Annotated in this window: 5 protein-coding genes; all 5 read right to left on the bottom strand. The window is 29.6% G+C overall.

Annotated features, from left to right (window positions below; translation table 11 throughout):
- Positions 1 to 15: 15 nt before the first annotated feature.
- The 5 genes from P3X86_RS02700 to P3X86_RS02680 all read right to left on the bottom strand — a co-directional run bounded on the left by P3X86_RS02700 (position 16) and on the right by P3X86_RS02680 (position 26,137).
- Positions 16 to 3,147, bottom strand: coding sequence for an amino acid adenylation domain-containing protein (locus tag P3X86_RS02700; RefSeq protein WP_483291086.1), 3,132 nt, complete (start codon positions 3,145 to 3,147; stop codon positions 16 to 18).
- A 34-nt stretch (positions 3,148 to 3,181) separates the two neighbouring features.
- On the bottom strand, positions 3,182 to 5,035 hold the full coding sequence (gene asnB, locus P3X86_RS02695) for an asparagine synthase (glutamine-hydrolyzing) (protein ID WP_483291085.1): 1,854 nt from the start codon (positions 5,033 to 5,035) through the stop codon (positions 3,182 to 3,184).
- Between the two features lies 1 nt (position 5,036).
- Positions 5,037 to 10,688, bottom strand: coding sequence for an SDR family NAD(P)-dependent oxidoreductase (locus P3X86_RS02690; RefSeq protein ID WP_483291084.1), 5,652 nt, complete (start codon positions 10,686 to 10,688; stop codon positions 5,037 to 5,039).
- Positions 10,681 to 18,435, bottom strand: a complete 7,755-nt coding sequence (locus P3X86_RS02685) for an amino acid adenylation domain-containing protein (RefSeq protein ID WP_483291083.1) — start codon at positions 18,433 to 18,435, stop codon at positions 10,681 to 10,683. The genes P3X86_RS02690 and P3X86_RS02685 overlap by 8 nt, the downstream gene beginning before the upstream one ends.
- A gap of 103 nt (positions 18,436 to 18,538) precedes the next feature.
- Complete coding sequence (locus P3X86_RS02680) at positions 18,539 to 26,137, bottom strand: type I polyketide synthase (RefSeq protein ID WP_483291082.1); 7,599 nt, start codon at positions 26,135 to 26,137, stop codon at positions 18,539 to 18,541.
- Between the last annotated feature and the right edge of the window lie 2 nt (positions 26,138 to 26,139).

Here is a 26,139-nt window from a genome sequence, read left to right as displayed (position 1 = left end):
AAATTGAACTGATTATTAAAAGTCAAAATCAATCTCCATAGTTTTTTTATGTTTTATGCCATGTTCATTTAACCCTTGTATATCTATTATTTTGATATCATTATCTGTAATAATCTGCTCTAAAATTCTTTCAATGCATTGCTTCCATATATCAACCGCTTCTTTTTTAAACAACTTTCTGTTAAACATAATTTCTATTGTTATATCTTCATCTGTCTTCGTAGCTGAAATCGTCAAATCAAATTTAGATTCCATAGTATCTTCTATAGGTGTTATCTTAAGGTCATCTGTCCTTATAATTTCTGTCTCAAATTCTTGTAATTGAAATAAGCAATTGAATAAAGGGTTTTTAACTATATCTCTATTCTTACAAATATTCTTTACAAGCTCATCGAAAGGATAATCACTATTTTTTATTACTTCAATAGTATTATTCCTGACTTTTCTTAAAAAGTCAGTAAAACCTTCTTCATAATCTAGTTCATTCCTTAATACTACCGTATTTACAAACATACCTACAACGTTCTCGAAAATATCATCAGTTCTTGTTGAAACGGGAGTTCCAATGACTATATTCTTTTGACCAGTTAATTTACTTAAAAAGATATTAAAAACAGCTAATAAACTAACAAATATAGTTGTTTCATATTTAGCTGCAATAGAAGTAATAAAATTCACATGTTCTTTTGACAGATTAAATGAAACAATACCATCACTAGCTTTATTTTTGTCTGACACTGGATACTCCAAAGGCAATCTCAATTCTTCTAAATTACCTTTTAGTTTTGATATCCAGAACTTCTTCTGACTTTCTAGTAATTTCGAAAACTCTTCGCTATTTTGCCATACTGCGTAGTCTTTATATTGAGCTTTTATCTCTGCTAATTCAATATTTTGATAAATTGACATAATATCATTAATTATTATATTAAGTGATAACCCATCCGATATTGAATGATGAATATCTAGTAAAATTAAGTTTTCATTCTGTTTTAACTTAATAACTGTGACACGAAGTAAAGGAGGTTTACTCAAATCAAAACTTCTCGTAAACTTTTCTATTGCTTCTTTAATCGGCATATTTATGCCATCTTTCACAAGTATTTTAAAGTCAACATTCTCATATGTTTTTTGTACTATTTTATTGTCAACTTGTAAGAAAGCAGTTCTTAATGATTCATGTCGTTTAATTAATTTTCTAAATGCTTCTTCGAGTTTTTCTAGATCAAGCAACCCCTCAATCATTAAAGCTTTTGTAATATTATATATAGTACTATCTTCGTATAACGCATCTAAAATATATATCCTTTGTTGCGCATATGATAAAGGATAGTACTCCTTTTTCTTTACAATCTCTGTAACATTCTCTTTTTCATGCTTTTTTAAACTCTTTATTATAACTGCCTGCTTTTCAATAGTATTATTTTCAAACAACATTGTTAACGGTACTTTAACACTAAATTCTTTAAATATTAGAGATATAAGCTTCATAAGATTGAGAGAATTTCCACCCGATTTGAAAAAACTATCATTAACACTAAGTTCATGTTTTCCCAAAACATTAATCCACATGTCATATAAAGTTTTCTCAATTTCACATCTTGGAAGAATTTTTTCCTCTTTTCTTTCATTGTAAATATTTGCTAGAGTTTTATAATCAACCTTACCGCTTGTTAATCTTGGAAGATTTTCAACTAAAACAATATCTGATGGAACCATATATTCAGGCATACTTTCCTTAAGAAATAAAGTTAACTCTTTTCTTATAGTTTCATCTGGCTGTAAATTTAGTGATACTATAAATGCTACTAGCATATCACTAGTAGCTTTGTTTAATTCATGTTTAATTACAGCTGCTTCTTTTACTGAGTCATTCTTATATACAATACTCTCTATTTCTTCAAGCTCTATTCTTATTCCCCTAATTTTTACTTGTCTGTCTACTCTTCCTAACAATTCAATATTACCATCTAAAAGTAATCTTCCTAAATCTCCAGTTTTATATATAATGTCATTTTCGTCATTATTAAATGGATTCTTTATAAACTTTTCTTTGTTTAATTTTGGACTGTTGTAGTATCCTAATGTTCTAAATGGTGTCCTTATATAAATTTCACCAGTAACAAGTGGATCGCATATCTCCATATTCTCATTCAAAATAATTGCCCTAGCACCTTTAATAGGTTTTCCAACTGGCATAACTTCTCTATCTGTATCAGCTTCGCTCATAATATAATAGAGTTTTGCTAGTGTTGTCTCGGTAGGACCATAGAGATTGACTAGTTGTACTTGATCATTCATTTTTTTATACCAACTTTTTAGCTCTGATGGATTCACTTTTTCGCCTGCCATAAGAATATACTTTAGTTTAGATAGATGTCTGCCTGTTAGTTCTTGTGAATTAATTAATCTAAACAAAGTTGGTACACAATGCATAAGATGTATATCTTTTTTACTAATCCACTCAATTAATGACATGGTATCTAATATTATATTTTCATTTTCTGGTATAACTATAGTACCACCACTCAAAAGTGGAACAAATACATCTCTAAGAAAAACATCAAAGCTTGGGTACGTAAACTGACTAAATTTATAATTTCCTTCTAACTTAAAAGTATCTATCTCCCAGTTGATAAAATGAATTAAGCTTTTGTTTTTACCTACGATAGCTTTTGGTTTACCTGTTGAACCAGATGTAAAATAAACATATATTTTATCTTCTTTATTGTACTTAACGTTATATGGCTTACAAATATCTAAGTTATATATATGATCTAGCAATAGAACTTCACTATTTAAGTAATCAATATCCATACACGTTTGTACATCACTGATTATATGACTAATATTAAGTTCATTAATCATCTCTTTTGTTCTTAGTAATGGGTTTTTAACATCAAGTATTACAAAAATACATCCTGCTTTTAAAATTCCTATCATCATGTTTATAATATTTATACGATCTTTTGAATAAATTCCTATAAAAGCTTGATTCAGACCTTTTTCATTTAATGTACTAGCTATTTTATCTGAATTTTTATCTATCATACTATAAGTTACTAACTGAGTTCCTCTTTCTATTGCAATATTATTTTTATTTTTGTCAAAACTTTCATAGAGTTTGCTTTGCAATATATCGCTCACATTTTTACCTCCTTATTTAGCTATTAGAAATAATTTAGCCTATTTTAAATTCATTTAGAAAAACACCTAGTGTTATCACCACAATCAATAAGTCTGGCTCGAATGGAACATTTAATGTAAAATCCTTTTTAGAATACTGTTTTTTTAATTTCTCCACTACGTCTGGATTAAAGAACCCTTGTCGCTTGATAGTATCATAAGACAAAATATCATTTATATATTCCCAGTTTTCTTTAATTAATTCTGAACTTCCAGGTGCCACAAAGCTAAATTTTTCCCTATCAATTATTTCTTTTGGTAAAAATTTCTCTGCAACTCTTTTAAGGATGTATTTCTCATTGTATCCATTTAGTAAATATTTTGTTGGTATAGTAGCAATAAACTCAACAACGTTTTTATCTAAAAAAGGATACCTAGCTTCTATAGAACTTGTGTATGCCATTCGATCACCGTGATTTGCAACCAAATGATCTACTATTCTCATTTTATAATCTATATAGGATCTTTTATGAATTATATCTCTATTGTTTATTCTGTCTTTATTTATAACTGGATGGTTTAAACAGTTAATATTATGAAAATTTTTATTGATAGAATGAGAATAGAGTTTTCTTTTTATACTCTCAAAAGAGTGATAATCTTTTTCATAAAAAAACTGTTGATCTCCCCAAATTTGATTTCTCAAAGCATATTCACTATAGTTAGAAGATTTGTCATCGAATTGTCTGAACTTGTCAAACCTATATCCTATATAACCTGCAAAGAATTCATCTGCTCCCTCACCACTTAGCACTACTTTAATTTGTTCTTTTTTTACCGATTCTGCCAATGCCATTGATGCACAGTTATAGGTTTCTTTTAATGGCATCTCTGAGTGATATATCACTTTAGATAACCTTTTTACGATATCTGATACTTTAAACATCAATTCATTGTGTTGTAAGTTAAATCTGTTAGCTACCATCCGTTGGTATTTAGATTCTGACAATTCTTCATTTTTAAAATCTATAGAGAAAGATTTAAATGTCGTATCAGGACTTATTAATTTTGCTTTCCCTGCAATTATTGAAGAATCCAATCCTCCGCTCACATATAGGCCAATTGGTACATCTGCCCTAAGCCTTAATTTTATAGACTCAGTTATAAGCTCGTCCAATTTTTCAATATAATACTCTTCTCCTTTATCCTCAATTTCGTTATTGGAATTTTCGGGATAAATCAAATCCCAATATTCTACATCGATTATTTTACTATTTTTTATGACTATATAGTGTCCATTCTCAAGACTTTTTACATTTTCAATTATTGTTCTAGGACTTAATATTCCTGGGAATGTAAGTATTTGATCTATAGAAACTAAATCTATATCTTTTTTTACCCATGGATGCTTTAAAATCGCCTTAATTTCAGAACCAAATATAAACATTCCATTTATTACTGTATAAAAGAAAGGCGCTATCCCAAAATGATCTCTTGCACAAAAAACTGCTTGTTCTTTAAAATCATAAATTACAAATGCAAATTGTCCATTAAGATGATTTACCATTTCTGTTTTATATTCTTCGTAAAGATGCACTAAAACTTCTATATCAGTTCTTGTTATAAACTTATGACCTTTATTTATGAGCATCTTTCTAAGCTCCACATAATTAAATATCTCACCATTACATATAAGCATCACTGATCTATCTTCATTGAAGATAGGTTGCATACCACCTTCTATATCTATAATACTAAGACGAGTGAATCCAAATGTAACATTTGGGTCATAAAAAACATCTTTAGCATCTGGTCCACGGTGCAGTAAACTTGACATCATTTCTTTAATTATACCCTCTTCTATTCTTTTTTCATGCTTCAAATCAATCATGCCGCAAATACCACACATCCTATTCATCCTCCAAATCATCATTAAATTGTAAAAATATTTTGTTTTTATTTTTGTTACTAATTATATTTTCTATATATTGTTCTTGATCATTTATAATAATTTCGATAATTTCTACAAGATAATTATAAAATGCTTTTATTGTATCTGGCTTAAATAAACCTGTATTATATTCAAATATTAATACCAAAGTTTTGCCATTATCAAGACCTTCAATGTTTAAATCTAGCTTTGAAGATTTATTTTTAAAAGGATAATATTCAAGGTTAAGATTAGATACCTCAACTTTTGGTAAATATACATTTTGATATATGAAAATCACATCATAAAGCGGATTTCTAGATAATTCTCTCGGTATTTTGAGTTTTTCTAATAAATCATCATATGGATATTCTTGATTTTCAAAAGCATCTATCGTTTGTTTCTTTACATCAGCTAAGAAATCTTTAAATGTAATATTTCTACACGGCTTATTTCTTAAAGGTAAGTAATTTAAAAATAATCCCAATATATTCTCAAATTCAGGTTCAGTTCGTCCTGCTACTGGAGTTCCTATAACAATATCTTCACTGGAACTAAGTTTACTAAAAAGTAAATTGAGTATAGATAGTAAAAGCATAAACATTGTTACATTATGTTTAGACGAAAGTTTCTTTAAACCCGCAGTCAAAGTTTCATCAAGTTCAAACTTTATCTGATCTCCATAGAAAGTAGCTATCTTAGGTCTCTTATAATCAGTATGGATATTCATTAAAGGGATATTCGTTTTAAATTGGCTTAGCCAGTATTTTTCTTGCTGTTTTAATCTCTTTATGAATTTTTCACTTTTTTGCCATTCTGAATAATCTTTATATTGAAACTTTACTTCTGGTAGTTTCTTTTCACTATAAATATGCATGAATTCCTTTATCATAATTGCAATTGTAACACTATCGGATATAATATGATGTATATCAACTACCATTAAAGATTTGTCTTTTTTTAGACTAATTATAAGTACCCTTATCAATGGTGCTTCTTCAAGATTAAAAGGTCTTATAAATTCCTTGATAGTATTTGTAACTTGTTCGTCTTCTATATCATCAACATCGAGTGTATTATGTTGAATATTGAACTCTACAGCATCACTTATTTTTTGGTATGGAGAATTATCTATTTTTACAAATGCTGTTCTTAGGCTATCATGTCTTCTTATTATAGTTTTAAATACGTTTTCAAATTTCTTGATATCAACTTTTCCTTCGATTCTAAGAACAAATGGTAAATTGTAGTTAGTGCTATTTTTATCTATTTGTCCAGCAACATAAATTCTCTTCTGTGCATTTGATAACTCATAAGCTTCTTTATATTCAGTATTAGCAATTTTCACCTCGTTAACTTCTTCACTTTTATTTAAACAATCTGATATTGCTTTTATTGTTGGATTTTCTATAAATTGCGATAAGATAATTTTCTTTTTGAATGACTTTTGAATTGCAGATATAGTATTAATCGCTTTAAGTGAATCTCCTCCTAAATCAAAAAAATCATCCAATACGCCTATTCCTGAATATCCTAATTGATTTTCCCATATTTTCTGGATTTCTAATTCAGTATTTCCTTCAGGTGATAAATAATCAGATAATAGATTTGGACGTTCTTTAAGCCTAACTGAACGTTCTCTTTCTTGATTACTTTGTGTTATGTTAACTCTATTTAATATCCATTTTTCATATCTTAGCATTAAATCTCTTGTAGATATAAGTAATTGCTCTTCTTGTATATAAGATAGTACAATGTGGAACGCTTTTGTTCCTTCATCTCTTATTATTTCTAACTGTTTATATGCATGATTATCACTGTCATCTTGAGTTTCACTCAAATTCCATCCGTCCCAATTAATTACTGTCCATGGTACTAAGCTATTACTGTTATGATAATGAACATATCCATCTAAAAACGCATTTGCACAAGCATAAGCCGCCATACCTATTCCTCCAAGGATAGGTGATAATGATGAAATAAGTATACAAAAGTCCAAACTTTTATTCTTAAACACTTTATCCAACACCATTGTTCCATAAACCTTTGATGAAAATTGCTTTTCAAATGCACATTTGTCTAACTCACTTATGAGATTGTTCTCATCGGTTATCCCAGCAGCATGAATTACACCATTTATAATTCCATATTTATTTTCTACCTTTGACACTATGTCTTCTATATGCTCTTCATTTGATACATCGCCACTAAATATTGTAACCTCTGATCCCAATCTTTCTAGTTCTTTAATTTGAGCTATCTTTTTTGATATACGGTCTTCATATCCTTTATTAGATATCCAACTTTCCCATTGATTACGCTCTGGAAAATCAGCTCTCCCTATTAATACTAACCTCGCTTGGTATTTATCTGCTAAACATTTAGAGAAGATAAGACCTAAATTACCTAAACCACCGGTAATTAAATATACCCCATTTTTAACTATAGTAGTTTTTTTACTTTCTTCTAAATAATATGGCTCATATGTTTGAATCCACCTTTTACTTTGTCTGTATGCTACTATAAACTCCTTGTTTTCACTTATTACTTCATTTAGTAGATAATCGCCTAATATGTTAAAAACTTTATCATCAATTAAAATATCAATTATCCTACAACTTATATTATTGTATTCCTGCATTGCAACTTTAAGGAATCCTTGTATTGTATAATTTTCAGGCAAAAGTAATTCTCCATCATTTATACTCACTGAATTATTTGTAACAGCAGTAATTGTAAAAGCATGATTACTTGCATATTTGTCCATGACATGTATGAAATCAAGCAGTAAATATAGCCCTTGTTCCTGTCGTTTTATAAAATTAACCTTGTTTTTGGTATTATCCTCATATTTGTCTAACGAGCATAAAAATACAACTTTATCTGGTAAAAGCTCATTATCTACAAGATGTTTAACTAGTTTTTCCATATCTTCTATTGATGTATTTCTAATATAATAATTATTATTATCATTCAATTTTACGCTATCACTAAGTTTTACTACTTTATATTTATAGTTAAATTTTTCTAGTGATTTAGTTAGTTCTCTCCCAACTCCAATATCATCGGAAAACACTAACATCTCACCTTTATTATGTTGGATTTCTCGTATAAGTTTTTTTTGCTTCCATGATGGGTAATAAAACCATTTGCCAATGTCACTATACTTTTCCTCTAATAAGTCTCTATTAACAGTTTCTTTCATGAAAATTTCGTCAAGATTTTTTTCGTACTTATACAATTTACGCTGAAAAGGATATGTTGGTATAGATATTCTTTGTTTTTCTTTATCCTTGTATAATTGTTGCCAATCAATTGCTATACCTTCTATCCACAATTTTCCAAGACAATATAAGAACTTATTATATACTTTGTTTTTATCATATATTTTGTACGCGAAAGATATTGTTATAGTGTTATATTTGATTTTTGAAATAACATTGGTTATTACTTGATTAGAACCAATTTGTATAAATATGTTTTTATTTTGTTCCATGAAGTTTCCATTGACATTTTTGTAATATTCTGTGTTATCAATATTTTTTATCCAATTCTCTCGATTTAAGCCTTCATGCGTATTCACATATTTACCTAATCTACTTGAATAATAAGTTTTTAGTGGCTTGTTTATTTCTATTTGAGAAAATACTTTTTCAAATGATTCTATACGTGTGGATATATCATCCTCATCTTCACTTTCTGGAAATAGCATTTGTGCTTCTTTAATCACTAATCTAATACAATTATCTAATGAAAATACTCCATAATTATGAGCTACTACATACTCGCCTGTTCCAATCCCAACAATAGCATCCATGTTAATACCTAAAGAAGATAGAATATTTACTAATGAATACTCTACCATAAAGTTTAAGATATATTTTTGACTATCAGATATATTGTTATTTTGCTTAATAAATTCCTTCTTTATATCATGTAAATAATGCTTCTTTATATTCTCAAAGCATTTGTCCATACTTTCTTTAAAAAAAACATTTTCTTTATAAAGTTCAATACCATAATTAATGCACTCTGTCCATTGTCCACATATAATTACAGCTAGATTTTCCTCTATGTTTTTAGAATCATCTACTTCCTTTAATGTTACTGTATTGCTTGATAATTTTCTAATAGCTTCATTATTATCTTCACAAACTATTACCTTTCTTACTGGTAACTGCGATCTTCCAACCTGTAATGTATAAGCTAAACGACTTAAACTAGTAAGAGGGTTTTTATTTAAATATTCTACCAAATTATTGCAAATATCAGACATTGCACTTTTGTTCTTTGCTGATATGGTCAATATATTACATCCCTGAGATTTGTCTTCTTCTATTTTTGAAGGAGCTTCTTCTAGAACTACATAAGCATTAGTTCCTCCCATCCCTAAAGAGTTTATTGATGCTCTCCTAGGATAATTTGTTTTCTCCCAATGCTTTAGATAGTTATTTACATAAAAAGGACTATTCTCAAAATCTATATTACTATTAGGTGATATAAAATTTAGCGTTGGAAGTATAAGCTTATGTTTTAAAGATAAAGCGGTTTTTATAAAACCCGCTACTCCAGCTGCCCTATCTAAATGTCCAATGTTAGTCTTAACCGACCCTACCGCACAAAAACTCTTTCTATTAGTATCAAAAGAATCACTAAGTGCTTTGATTTCTATAGGATCTCCCAAGCTTGTACCTGTTCCATGTGTTTCTACATATTGAATTGTTTCAGGATTTATTTCGGCTATGTGATGTACAACCTGCATGATTTCCATTTGTCCATCAATACTTGGTGCACTGTAAGCAACTTTTCTTGCTCCATCATTATTTATAGCTGAACCTTTAACTACAGCATATATATGGTCTCCGTCTACAATGGCATCCTCTAGGGGTTTCAGTAACACTATCCCTGCTCCATTGCCTCCTACTGTTCCGTTTGCCTTATCATCAAAAGCTTTACAATGACCATCTGATGAAAGAATATATCCATCTTGATACATATATCCTTGTGTTTGATTAAAAGCGATGGTCGCTCCGCCTGCCATAGCCATTTCACATTCTCCACTTAATAATGATTGACATGCTTGATGGATAGTCACTAACGAAGAAGAACATGCTGTATCTAATATCAAGCTAGGTCCAGTCAAATTTAAATTATAGGAAATTTTAGATGCCACATAATCCTTATCACTAAGCATCGATACATTAAATTGTTCTGATCCAACATTTTCTAGCATGCTATGTGCAAAGACTTGCCAATGTACATTTGGAGCTGCTCCTAAGAACAAGCCTATCCTTTGATTATACCTTTTTACATCATACCCTGCATCTTCCATCGCTTCCCAACAACATTCATGTAACAGTCTTATTTGAGGATCCATTACCATAACTTCTTTTTCGGAATAGCTAAAAAAATCAGCATCAAAATACTCAACATTATCAATTACACCATTAGCTTTAACATAATTGGGATTGCTAAATGTTTCCTTTTTGATTCCCGAATTAATAAGTTCTTTATCATTAAAAAATTGGATGCCTTCACATCCATTTTTTAAATTATTCCAAAACTCATCTATTCTATTCGCACCTGGAAATCTACAGCTCATACCAATTACTGCTATGTCTAAATCACCCATTACGCTTCACCTGCTTCTTTCTTCTTTGTTTTAACCGTTCCCGACCTTTATCTGCTTTACTTAAAACTTCGTTCTTCCTTTTTGTTAATTCTTCTTCATCTTGGGAAAGATTTGAAACAAAACTTCTTACAGTAGTAAATCTAAATAAATCATTAACTGCAACATCTAATCCTAAAGAATTGTTTAACTTAGTTCTTAGCAACAAAATACTTATGGAGTTTCCACCCACATCAAAAAAGTTATCATCGATTCCAACATTATCAAAGCTCAAAACCTCTTTCCATATTTCTAGAACTTCTGCTTGTAATGTATTCTGTGGAGCAACGTATGAAGTTTTTGATTCTGATTCTACATCATAAGCCCTCAACCTTTTTCTATCAAGCTTTCCACTTGTGTTAAAAGGAAATTTCTTTAACCATGATATTTTTGAAGGTATCATATAACTTGGTAAGTATTTTAATAAATAGCTTTTTATTTCTTGAACATCTAGCCCCTTTTCACTGCGATAATAAGCATAAATACTGCTAATTCCATTAATATTTCTTATTACTACAGCAGCTTCTATTATACTAGGATATTTTAATAAATATTTTTCTATTTCTGATATTTCTATTCTATATCCTCTAACTTTAACTTGATTGTCATTTCTTCCAATATATTCTATGTTTCCATTTTCTGTCCATTTACCCAAATCACCTGTCTTATACATTTTTAATCCATCACAAAATGGATCATTCATAAACGATTTATAAGTTAACATAGGATTATTAATATATCCTCTTCCCACTTGTATTCCAGATATATAAATCTCACCAACTACTCCAACAGGCACAACATTATAATTTGAATCTAAAATATAAAGTCTTGTATTAGCAGCAGGTTTGCCAATAGGTATTATATCATCCTCACAATTAACTTTATAATAACTTACATCTATTGTAGCTTCTGTTGGTCCATATAAATTGTATAACTCAGCTCCTTTAATCTTATCAAAAAACATATCTTTGTGTTTTTTAAGTAATGTTTCTCCACTACATATGCATGCTCTAAGCTTTGTTTGCTTAGTACCTCTTTTGTAATTATATAAAAATGCACCTAGCATTGATGGAACAAAATGGGCAACTGTAATCCCTTTATTGGTTATAATATTTTGAAGATAGTCAGGGTTTTTTTCTCCTCCTTGCTTTGCAATATACACACTAGAACCTACTATAAAAGGCATAATAATTTCCCAAACTGAAACATCAAATGTATATGCAGTTTTATGCAATATTATATCTTTTTCATTTATTCCACAAAGCTCTACCATCCATAATAATCTATTCATTAGACTAGCACTCTCAATCAAAGTTCCTTTTGGATTTCCTGTTGAACCTGATGTATAGATTATGTATACACCGTCATTTGGATTATGACTAGTTACTGGATTTTGGATGATGTTTGTATTATTTAAAATATCCTCTATATTTATTTTATCAATTGTAGATGGATATTGAACATCATTGTCTTTAGTAGTAATAAGTACGTTAAGATTACTATCTGTTAGCATCATTTGTTTTCTGCTCAATGGGAAATCTGTATTTATTGGTAGATATATTCCTCCAGCTTTTAATATCGCCCATATACCTATAAATCTTTCAACACTTCTATTAATTTCTATTCCAACAACAACATTATTTTTAACACCTTTTTTTATTAGAACATCAGCTACTGAGTTTACCTTGTTATTAAATTTTTCAAATGTCATTGCACCACTTTCATGTACGATTGCTATTTTTTTTGGTCTTCTTTCAGCATTTTCTTCAAGATAACTTATGATTGACTTATTTGTATCAAACTTCTTATATGTTTGATTAAATTTATTTAGTATTAGATTTTTTTCTTTATCGCTTAATATATCAATGTCTCTAATTGGTATATCCCAATTTTCTAATATATCATCAATAATTTGATTAAGAAACTCTGTCATTTTAACTATAGTATTACTCCTAAATAAGCTTGTAGCATATTCCACGCTAATAGTGATTGATTCGTCATCATTTTCGTAACCAACAAAGCTTATATCAAATTTAGATACTTTTTTGTTATTGTGATATGGTAAAACAGTAATATCTTTCATGTCAATTTTAGGTTTTTGCATATTTTGCCATGCAATCATGACATCAAAAAGTGGGTTTCTACTTGGATCTTTTGCTATTGATAATTTGTCTATAAGGTCTTCAAATTGATAATCTTGGTTACTAAATGCGTCGAGTATTCCATCTTTAACAGCTTGAACAAACTTACTAAATTTTATATCACTGTTAACACTATTTTTTAAAGCAACAGTGTTAACAAACATACCTATAATATTCTGTAATTCGTCTAAATTCCTTCCTGCAACAGCTGTGCCAATTACTATTTCTTTATTCCCAGTTAATTTATTCAATAGTATATTACAAACAGCTGTAAAAACCATAAAAATTGTTGCATTTGATTGTTGTGCATACGTGCGTAATTTATCACTTTTCTGCTTATTTATTGTAAACAATACTGTATCTCCATTATATATACGATATGGTGGTCTAGGATAATCTAATGGTAGATTTAATATAGGTATATCATCATTGAATAAATTCACCCAATACTCTTCTTGCTTCTTAAGATTACCACTATTTATATTATCTTTTTGCCAATGGCTATAATCTTTATATTGTATTTTTAATTCTGGCAAATAGTTTGAATCGTATAATTCCATTAATTCTTGAATTAGTATATTTTCGCTTACACCATCTGTAATTGTATGATGGATATCAATAATTAAAATGTTCTTATTCTTTTCTATATTTATTAAACCCACACGCATAAGCGATGGCTTGCTCAAATCAAATGGTCTAATAAATTGATTTATAGTTTTATCAACGTTATTTTCAGCTAGCTTAAGATCTTCTATGTCAACTTTTATATCATCATATATAATTTGAACTAATTCATTATCTCTAAGTTCAAATCCTGTCCTCAATATTTCATGTCTTAATACAAGTTTATTAATAGCACTTTGAAGCTTAATTATATCCAAAGAACCGTTTAACTCTACCAAAATAGGTTCATTATATGCTGTTGTTTTTTCATCAATCTTATTCAATATATAGAGTCTTTTTTGTGCTGCTGATGCAGTATAATAGTCCTTTTTTGGTATTGGTTTTATTGCATTCTTTTCGATAACTGAACTTTCTTGTGAAATCAATATTTCTGTAGCTTCAATAGTAGGTTGGTCAAAAAAGTCTACTAATGAAATCTGTATACCTATTTGCTTCCTTATTTTAGCTATTATATTAATAGCCTTCAAAGAATCTCCACCTAGTTCAAAAAAGTTATCAGTTATTCCTATCTGTCTGATTCCCAAAAACTGTTGCCATAACTCTACAAGCTCTTTTTGAGTAGCGTTATTTGGCTTTACATAACTATTAAGTAATTGAGGTCTATCGGCTATGGTATTATTTTTTTGCAAGACAACATTATTTATATTTATCTCATCTAGCTTAAGCCATTGCTGTAATCTAGTTTTTATATCTCCCGAAGATATCACTATTTGTCTAGTATCAATGTCAGAGGTAACTCTTTCAAAAGTTCTTATGCCCTCTTCTATTTCCATAGCATACTTTAATCTATTTACTCCAATGTTTGTATTTTTCTGCTTTTCTCTTTCAAAGTGCCAAGTTTCCCAATTTACACTCATCCAATTGTCATTACTGTTTCTACATTTTAGCCTTGCAAAATAATCCATGTATATATTAGCAGCAGCATAAGCTACATCGCCAAGACCACCAATAATACAAGCTAATGATGATGTCGTAATAAATAAATCTAACTGTCTATTTTTAAACGCTTTTTCTAATGCTACAAGACCATATACTTTACTTTTAAACTGGATATTAAAGTCCTCATCAGTTATCTCTCTAATGGCTACTGCCCCTTTACCTACTACACCAGCAGTATGAATTACGCCATTTATCTTTCCATATTTATTCTCTATTTCATTAATTATTGCTGTTATTTTGGTTATATCAGAAATGTCTGCAGAATAATATATAACATTTCCACCCAAACTCTTTAATTGGTTATATTTTTCTAGTCTTTGGTTGCCTTCCTTATATGTGTCTATCTTCGATCTATTAACCAATATTACTGTAGCACAATATTTTTCTATAAGGTATTTTGACAAATTAAATCCAACATCTCCTAGACCACCTGTAATCATGTATATACCATTGCTTTTTAATTTGCTACTTTGCTTTATATCTGATTTCAAACATACTGATTCATAAACTTCTTTCCATCTGTTTCTACCTCTGTAAGCTATTATTCTTTCTGATATAGACGAATTAACTTCTTTTATTAGATTATTTATTGTAACCTCTTTTGACACTGGCTTTCTAACATAATCTTCTATGTCAATACACCTACAATGAATATTCAAATACTCTTGTGATATAATCTTGGCAGTTGATAACAATATACTATATTCTGGATGTGTCACTTCTTCTCCATTTATATCATGTAAATCACTAGTTATAATATTTATATCAATTGAGTGTTTAAAATTTCTTGCATCAATTGCTTTAACTATACTTATAAGGCTATCTAAGTATAATTTTCTTACATTATCAAAATCTAACTTTAAATCTTCGCTTGAGGTTATATTTGGTGAAATTAGACATGGATAAATTAGTCTGTTAGGTAAACACTTTCTGTCTTCCATAGTTTTAAATAAATAGGCCATTTGATCTTTGTCCAAAGTGTTTGTTTTATAAGTATAATCATCTAATTCTTCATATGTATCACCATGTATAACTATTGTAACATTATGCGTATTTTTTAATTTTTGAATTATAGAATCTGAGATATTATTATTTTCTGTTTTAAAAATAATATAATTAGCATCATTACTTGAAGCTGTTTTCTTTATCAATGGGGATAATTGCCATGACGGTATATAGAACCAATCGTCTATGTTCTTTCTTTTACTTTCATTTTTTGTACTATCACCTATAGAAGTTTTAACCTCCAAATCTGTATCCTCTAACCAGTAACTTTGGCCTTCAAATGGATACGTCGGTAACTCTATTCTATTTCTTTTTTCATTTTTATAAAGACTTAACCAGTTTATAGGCGCTCCATAAGACCACAAACGCCCTAATCGATTTAATAAGAATTCTTGGTCTAAAATATTCGTGTTTTCTGTACGAATTAAGTCACAGATAGTAGCTTTATTATTTATACTGTTTTGATTTGTAATCCATGAATGTACTAATAAAGAAAGATCTCTTCCTGGTCCAATTTCTATAAATATTGGCTGATCTTCCTTAAGTATTTCATTTATACCTTCTGCGAAATTTACGGTTTGTCGCATTTGTCGTACCCAATATTCTGGTTCTACAATTTCACTGTTAGCAATCTTTTGCCCTGTAATATTGGATATTAGTGGAATTTTAGGCTCATTTATTTCAATTTGGCTTAACAGAGTATAAAACTCCTCTAATATAGGTTCCATTAAGTGTGAATGTGCCCCATATGAACTTTTTAGAGGCATACACATAATCTTTTTACTTAGCATCTGCCTTTCAAATTCCTCAATATCTTCTTTTGACCCTGCTACAACACAAGAAAGCCCATTGTCTATTGCCAATGATATTTTGTCATTTAAAAATGTAATAATTTCTTCCTTCTTTAAAGGTACACTTAACATCATTCCTTTTTTTGTACTACTCATAAGCTTTCCTCTTTTAGTGATTAGCCTAATAGCATCTTCTAGAGAAAATACATCCGAAATACATGCTGCTACTATCTCTCCTAAACTGTAACCTATTAATGTATCAGGTAATATTCCTATTTCTTTAAGCAATCTTGTCATTGCATATTCAAAAACAAATAATATAGGCTGCATATATTCAAATTGCTTTATACAAGATTTTGCATATTCTATATTTTCGCTTGGATATAAGATTGATTTTAAATCGTAGTCGTTTTGCCTATAAAAAATATCAAAGCACTTGTCAATCTCACTTCTAAAATATTCATTTTCTTCATATAGTTCTCTCCCCATGTTTACATATTGTGCTCCTTGTCCTGAAAACATAAATACTATATGTCTTTTACTAAGAGTTCCTTTTGTTACATGAATACGGGAACTACCATTTACATCATCTTCTAATAAATCTATTGCATTCTTTATGTCTTTAGCCAAAAAATATTTTCTATATTGGAAAGCTCTTCTACCAATTTTCAATGTATATGCAATATCCGCTAAGCTTTCACTTTTATTTTCTTTCAAATGATTTAATATATTTTCCGTTTTAGCTTTAAGTGCACTTTCAGTTTTTGCAGATATTAAAATCAGCTGTGATGCATCATTTTTATCGCTTAAATCTCTTTTAGGTGGTTCCTCTAATACAATATGTGCATTTGTTCCTCCAACACCAAAAGAACTTACTCCAGCTCTTAGAGGATATGACTGCGAAGTCATATATTTATGTTCCGTATTAACATAAAACATCTCTGTATCAATTGCATAATTTGTTTCTATATGATTAATATTTGGGAATAATTCCTTGTTTTTAAGCATGAGAACCGTTTTAATAAACCCAGCAACTCCTGATGCACTATTTAAATGCCCTATATTAGTTTTAACAGAACCAATTGCTATAGGTTTTTCAAGGTTTACTCCTGCAAAGGCACTCTTCATAGCTTCAAGTTCTATAGAATCTCCGACCTTAGTTGCACTTCCATGACCTTCTATATATACAATACTTTCTGGCTCAATATCTGCAACTTGTTGTGCAAGTTTTATAACTTGAGATTGTCCCTCTATTCCTGGTGCTGTATATCCAATTCTATTGCTTCCATCGTTATTTATTGCAGTACCTTTTATTATTGAATATATTGTATCACCATCAGCTATAGCATCTTCTATTCGTTTAAGAGCTACCACTCCTATTCCATCTCCAAATACTGTTCCATTTGCATCTGAATCAAAAGAACGACAATGACCATCAGAAGAAAGAATCATCCCATCTTGATAAAGGTATCCACTCCTTCTAGGATAGTTTATTGATACTCCACCAGCTAATGCTATATCACACTCTCCTGATAGTATTGATTGAACCGCTAAGTGGATTGATACCAGTGATGTTGAACATGATGTAAATACAGTTAAAGCTGGTCCTGTCAGATCTAGTTTATAAGCTACTCTTGTGCTCATTAAGTCTTTATCATGTAATAACGTCTTTACATAAGCACCTATTGTATTACCTTCCTTATAGGTATTTAAAATTCCTTGATTCCCTGATAACATTGTTTTAGCTTCCCATATAGGGTTTGGTGTACCTCCAACAAACAATCCTATCGTACCTTTATATTGCTGAGTATCGTAGCCTGCATTTTCCAATGTCTCCCACGTACATTGATGAAGTAATCTCATTTGCGGATCCATTACAATCGCTTCTTCTTTTGTGTACCCAAAAAACGAAGCATCAAAATAATCTGGATTTTGAAGACATGTTATAACATTCACATAATTCTTATTCTTATAAAGCTTTTCGTCAACATTTAATTCTCTTAATTCCTCTTGAGTCAATACTTCAATAGATTCTACTCCATTTTGTAAATTGTGGTAGTATTCTTGTATGTTATTTGCACCGGGTAGTTTTACAGACATACCAATAACAGCTACATCTAACCCCGGCCTATATTGGTTAAATTGATTCATTTTACTGCTCCAATCTATATTTATTAGTTGATAACATTAATGGTTAGTGAGTTGCCACACTAACCATTAACATTTCTATGGTAAATCTTAATTTATAACCATTCTATTTATTACCTCTACGTAATTTACGTAACTCGTGAATGCTTTTTCTACCTTTTGCTAATTCTTTAGATCTATCTATAGTATTTTCTATATTTTTTTCTTCATTATTTTCCTTTAGGCTATCTGCTAATGTCCTTATAGTAGGATTTGTAAATAACTTTAGTACAGGTATGTTCATTTTTAGCACTTTTCTTAAATTGTTCGTAATCTGTATCATATCTAAAGAAGAAGCTCCTAAATCAAAAAAGTTATCATCAGCCCCTACTTCCTGGTATCCAAAAAATTCTTGGAACACCTTTGCGATAGTTTGTTGTATTTTTCCTACTGGTATTATATACTCGCTCTCTAAAAGTGGTCTTGATTTTTTAATATTGGAATTTTTTTCTCCCTTTGTACCTGCATGTTCAAGCTCTATCCATTGTTTTAATCTCCTATGAAGATCTCCGGAAGATACCACTAATTGTTCAAAACCTAAAGTATTTGTAATTCGTTCAAATACTTCAACACCTTCCTCAGGCTCCATTAATAATTCATTTAAAGAACCTTGATACTCAAATTGTTTAAGTTGTTCAGCGAAATTCCATCCTTCCCAATTTATAGCTATCCAGTCTTCTTGATGTGCATTGTTAATCTGCTGTATGAAATAATCCATAAATATATTTGCTGAGGAATAAGCGCTAAATCCCAATCCGCCTAATAACGCTGATGTAGATGATGTAACAGTTAAAAAATCTAGACCTTTATCCTTGAAAATTCTATATAATACTATTAGTCCATGTATCTTTGGTACAAACTGTCTTATGCTAATATCTCTAGTAAGATCTTCGATACTTGTATATAATGAATCTCTCATAGCTCCAGCTGCATGTATAACTCCGTTTATTTTCCCATATTCTTCTTCGCTTTGTTTTACTACATCTTTCATAAAGTTATAATCTGATATATCTCCACTATATATACTAACCTGAGACGCATTTTTTTCTATATTCATTAATGTCTTAATTTTAACTACGTTATTATTATTCGAATCTTCACCTGCTATAATATTTTCCCATTCTTCTCTTTTGGGGAATTCTGAACGTCTTATCAATATTAAATTTGCATTATACTTTAAAGCTAAATGCTTTGCTATATTCAATCCAATATTGCCTAAACCGCCAGTTATCAAATAAGCTCCATTGGTTTTAATTCTATGATATGATGTATCTAAAATTTTATTAATGACTCTCTTGTGATAACTTTGAACATATCGGTATCTATGTCTAAATGCAACAACAACATCATTATTATCACTAACTAATTCATTAATTATATTATTAATGATGTTTGTCTCTAAATTTTTCTTTTCAGGTATACTAACATCTATACATTTACATTCTATAAAAGATATTTCTTGTGGTATTACTTTACAAAGTCCAAAGACCACAGCTTTTGCTGCATTAATTTTTTCATAGCCTGATATCTTTTGAACATCATCTGTTAAAATATTGATTTGAAGTGACTCACTTAAATTTAAATATAAAATAGCCTTTGTTAAATAGAGCAAACTAAAATATCCTCTATTAAGGTAATTATCAATGTCATCAATATCTAAATTTTCATACTCTAACTCTCCTGTAATACCAAATAATGATATAATTTGCTTCGGAAAATCTCTATTGTCAAAATTCTTAAGAAGTTTAATATAATCTTGCTCATTTGTTAAATTAATTTTATATTTATCATCGCTTACTTTGCTATAAGTTGCTCCATTATACACCTTGATACATTTTTTATACTTCTGCTCTAGCTCTAATATAAGTTTTTGATTGAATGATAAGTCGTTTGTAAATATTAAACATATTTCATCCTTTTTGTTTTTTGAATTAACAATGGTATTTATAGGTGTTTGCGCAAATAATGGTTCATAAAACCATTGACTCATATCACTATTCTTTGTCATTGATGTTTGTTCCTTAATTTTTTTAGAATAAAAAGGATTACCCTCAATCCAGTATCTCTCTCGTTCAAAAGGATAAGTCGGTAGTGCTACTTTACTTCTTTTTTGTCCTTCATAAAATAATGACCAATTGATCTCATTTCCCATTTCCCACAATTTGCCTAATTCTTTTAATATCTGTGCTTCTATATCTGTTGTGTTATCTTCGTTAATTAGGTAAATTACTCTTTTTAAAGGTTCCCCGTTGTTTATAAAATTTAATGTAATATCACAATCATCTTGCTTTATGTTTAAGTATTCATTGTATTTATTATTTTCAATCCAAAAATCAACAGATTTTAAGTGCTTGAGTTTAATATTTGTTTTCATTCTATTTGAAAAGCAGATTGTTTCTCCCTGCCACCAGTTTGCTTTTCCAATGTACTGCCTTATTATGTCTACTGCTTGTTGCGAAGATACATAATTATTGCTTATTATTTTTAATCTTAGCCTTATTAAATTGAATAATTCTGCATCAATTGTATCCTGTGTTACTAATATTGCTACAAGTTCTCCAATATCATCTCCATACATTTTACTAGGTTTTATACCTAAAGCCATAAGAATTTTAACTACAGCATACTGAAGGCAAAACTTTATATAAATATCATCATTAATAGCTATGTATTCATTAATTTCATAACTATCACTATTATTGTCAAAATTTTTGATGAAATTAGGATTGATTTCTTTATTAAATTTACTAATTATATTTTTGAAAGTAGATCTAAACACTTTAAATCTTTTAAAAAACTTAAACAATTTAGCTAAGTTTTTTTCGTGAGTTGCATTTAAATTATATGCAATTTTCATATTTCTATTTTCTGCATAACTATTATTATCAGCCAACATTTCTAGCTTTTCTATTGAATCAGCAACATCTTTACAAAGGATTGCATTTCTATACTTCATATTATCTCGTCCAGTTTTAAGTGTATATGCAACATCTGCTAAATTGACATCTAAATTATTTTTTAGATATTCTAATAAATTCTTTTCTTGATTTTTTAGCGCACTCTTAGTCATTGCTGATAGTAAAATCAACTCATATGGAGCTACTTTTTTATCTTCTTTAATCATTGGTGGTTCTTCAAGTATTATGTGTACATTTGTTCCACCTAATCCTAAAGAACTAACTCCTGCCCTTAAAGGGTTGCTTTTATTATTCCATATAATAGGCTCTGTAACAATATAAAACGGACTATCTACAATTCCTAGTTTAGGGTTTGCAACATCTACATTTAACGTTGGTGGTATAAGTTTATGTTTTAAAGCTAAAGCTGTTTTAATAAATCCTGCTATTCCCGCAGTGCAGTCAAGATGTCCTATATTAGATTTTACTGAACCAATACCGCAATAATTTTTAGCTGATGTGTTAAAAGCTTGTTTAAGTGCTTCAATTTCAACCAAATCTCCAAGAGGAGTTGCTGTACCATGAGTTTCAATGTACCCTATTGATTCAGAACTCACCTTAGCTTTTTGAAGTGCATCATTAATTACATTTTTTTGCCCCTCGATACTTGGTGCTGTATACCCTGCTTTGTTACTTCCATCATTATTAATTGCTGACGCTTTTACTACTGCTATTATGTTGTCTCTATCATCTATTGCCTCTTCTAATCTCTTTAATACTACTGCTCCTGTTCCTGTACCTCCTACAAATCCACTTCCATTTACATCAAATGCTCTACAATGTCCATCGATAGACTTTACCATTCCTTCTTGGTATAAATATCCTGTCTTATCAGGTAACGGACTAATTGTTGAAGAACCAGCTATAGCAATTTTACATTCTTGCCTAATTAAAGATTCACAAGCATTATGTATAGCTACTAATGAAGATGAACATGCAGTATATACTGAAACTGCAGGGCCTGTCAAGTTCAATTTATAGGCTATCCTCGTACTTATATAATCTTTATTAAAAAGCTGTTCTGCCGCTAGAGTACCAAGTATTTTTGTTCTTGCAGACATAGCCACTAGAGCTTCCCAGAATAAATTAGGTGATGCACAAGAAAATATACCTATTGATTCCTGATAATCATAAGAACAATACCCACTAGATTCTAAAGCTTCCCATACTACCTCATGAAGAACTCTAACTTGGGGGTCCATCATTTCTGCTTCTCTAGGAGAATATCCAAAGAATTTTGCATCAAAGTATTCTGCATCTTTCATGACACCCTGTGCTTTAACATAGTTTGGATTACTAATTAAATCAGAGCTGATACCAGCATTTTCTAATTCATCATCGTCAAAAAAAGTTATACATTCTTTCCCATTTTTTATATTTGCCCAAAACTCATCTATGTTTGATGATTGAGGAAATCTAGCTGCCATTCCAATAATAGCAATCTCAGTTTCAGTTGTTTTATCTTTAATAATAGTAGCTTCTTTAATTTCTTTGGTTTCATCTACCAATATATCATCTTTTTTGTGTTGCGTAACATGGTTAGCTATAGCGCGAACAGTAGGATATTGGAATATAGTAGACATTGGAACATCCGTACCTAATACTTGGTTTATTCTTGTTGTGACACTAATTAGATTTAATGAATTTCCTCCAACATCAAAGAAATTTTGATTTAGTCTTACTGTTTTTAAGCCAAGTACCTCTTTCCAAATATCCGATATTTTTTGTTCAATATCTGTATAATCACTATCATTTTCTTCATCTATTTCGTTATTTAATGCCTCAATATCTAAAAGTGCTCTAACATCTATCTTACCATTTGATGTAAATGGCATTTCTTCTATTCTAATAAATTGTGCTGGAATCATGTAACTAGGTAATGTCAATGCTAATGACTTAATTACTTCTGATTTATCAATGTCTAAATCAGCTGTATAATAAGCAATTAACTCCATATTTCCTTCATTATCAAATTTAGTAGTGACAACTACGTTGTTTAATGATCCCATTTTCAGCAATTCATTTTCAATCTCACCTAACTCTATTCTAAATCCTCTTATCTTAACTTGGTTATCTTTTCTCCCTATATATTCAATGTCTCCATTAGGTAACCATCTTACTATATCGCCCGTTTTATACATAATCTCATTAGCTGAAACTAACTCTTTTTCTATTTGTGAAAAAAATGGATTTGCACAAAATACCTTATGATTCAAATCGTCTCTTTTCCTATATCCTCTTGCTACTCCAACTCCACTTATACATAACTCTCCTTGTAGTCCTATGGGCTGAAGTCTATTATGTTTATCTACAACATAATAGTTAATATTAGCCATTGGTCTACCAATAGGTATAGTTGCACCAATTTCCTTAACCTTTGGTGAAAAACAGCTTGCATAAATAGTTGCTTCTGTTGGCCCGTATATATTTTCAAGAATTACATTTGTACTTATGTGATTGAGTTTACGAACTAAGTCAGGCTTAAGTGCCTCTCCACAAGCTAAAATATATTTAAGGGTTCCTAGTTTTTTAGTCTCATCATCTTTATTTTTCAGACATTCTAAGAAGTATCTTAACATCGATGGTACTAGGTTCAAGTGAGTAATGTTAAATCTTTTTAAACTAGCTATTATAGCATTAGGGTCCTTTTCCAATCCTTTATCAAGAATTGCAAGACCTCCTTTTCCAAAAAACCACCCAAATATCTCTGTTACAGATATATCAAACGTATACGTAGTCTTTAATAAATACATATCACTTTCTTGTAGTGGATATCTTCTTTCTACATCAAGAAGAATGTTAACTACACTTTTATGCTCAACCATTACACCTTTTGGTTTTCCCGTAGACCCAGATGTATACATTATATATGCTAAATTTTCCGAATTTATATTTATTTCTAAATTGCTTGAGTCATAGTTTTTAACAGGCTCCTCATCTATAATTATAGTTGTTCCATCCCACTGAATCTTTGTAGAAAAATCTCGTGTTGTTAAAAGTAGTAGTATATCTGCATCTTCAGTAACAAACAAATTTCTATTTTTAGGATTTAAAGGGTCTAATGGAACATAAGCAGCCCCTGACTTCAAAATAGCTAATATACCCACTATCATTTCAACTGATGGGTATGTCATTATGCCAATTGTAGAATCACCACAAACAGACACAGTTTCACGAATATACCTTGCTAATTTATTTGCTCTTATATTAATATCATTGTATGTAAATCTTTCTTCACCACAAATGATAGCAGTTTTTTCTGGAGTTTCACAAACTCGTCTTTCAAATAACTCGTGAATTAATAAATTGCTTGGATATTCTATTTTAGTAGAATTAAAATCATATAGTAACTTTCTTCTTTCATTATTGGTTACTATGTTTATATCCTTTAATGCTAAATTAGATTTTTCTAACAATTCTTGTAATATACATATATAATGATTTTGTATCTCATTTACATCAATGTCTCCAATCAATTCCATGTTGTATAAAAAACTGATACTCATTGAGTTCTTATTGTTTTTAGCAATTACATTAAAATCATAATTTGTCTTCTCATAATTGGTATAATCATCAATTGATAATATACTGTCTTTGTTATGTAAAATATCATCTACAGGATAGTTTTCTACTACAAATATTGACTCAAAAAGCTGTTCATGTTTTTTCAACTCGCTACATTCTTTTATTTGAACTAAAGAAGCTGGAGCATATTCATTTCTCTTATTTATCTCCGAATTTATTCTTAGGATATAATCTCCAATGTTTTCTTCACACATAGCCATAATTCTAAGAGGTATTGTATTGATAAACAATCCAACTGAATTCTCAATGCCTGATATATCAGGTGGCCTAAGAGTTACAGTAGTACCAAAAGAAATATCCTCTTCATTGCAATAATGAAACAATAAAACTCCCCATGCACTATATAAAATACTTGCTATTGTTACATTAAGTGATTTTGCATATTCTGATATTTTTAAATAAAACTTTTCGTCTAAGTAAAACTCGTGCTTCTTTGTTTTGTTTTTATTTCTATTGCTATCAGTACAATTGTTATAAAACATAGTTTTATAACTATATCCCTTCAAATACTTTTTCCAATATTCTTTTAATTCGTCTTCTTCTTTACTTTTAAGCCATTGAACGTATCTATGATACTTTGCTTTCTTATTGCAACTTATATCATCATTTTCTACAAGACTGTTATACGCTTCAAAAAATTCTTTCAATAATATTCCTGTACTCCATCCATCATATATAATATGATGATGAGTAATTATCATTTTATACTTTATATCACTAAACTTACACAATGTAATTCTAAATGGAACAAAATTTAGATCAAAGCCCTTTTCTTTATCTTGTTCTACAATGTAATTAATTTCATCTTCCACATTTTTGTTAGCTGACAAATCAACAAAATTAGTTTTAAAATCACTATGTTTCAAAACTACTTGTATAGGATTTTTCAACCCTTTCCAGCGAAAAACAGTTCTTAGCATCTCGTTATTATCGACAATCTTTGTCCATGCTTGCTCAAATAAATCATGTTCTATATTTCCTGTCAAATTTATTCTCAACTGTTCTAAATAGTAATTCTCTTCCTCATCCAATAAACAATGATATAATATACCCTTTTGAATTGGAGTTAGAGAGTAAATATTATCAATGTTCTTTTTATCTAATGTAATAGACTTTTTTTCCATAT

It is taken from the genome of Abyssisolibacter sp. ZYX002 (genome assembly GCF_056892235.1).
This window is presented reverse-complemented; position numbering and strand designations above follow the sequence as displayed.

Coding starts and splice junctions, on each gene's coding strand:
- asnB (WP_483291085.1), bottom strand. CDS start 5,035: ATGTGTGGTATTTGCGGCATGATTGATTTGAAGCATGAAAAAAGAATA.
- P3X86_RS02685 (WP_483291083.1), bottom strand. CDS start 18,435: ATGAATCAATTTAACCAATATAGGCCGGGGTTAGATGTAGCTGTTATT.
- P3X86_RS02690 (WP_483291084.1), bottom strand. CDS start 10,688: ATGGGTGATTTAGACATAGCAGTAATTGGTATGAGCTGTAGATTTCCA.
- P3X86_RS02680 (WP_483291082.1), bottom strand. CDS start 26,137: ATGGAAAAAAAGTCTATTACATTAGATAAAAAGAACATTGATAATATT.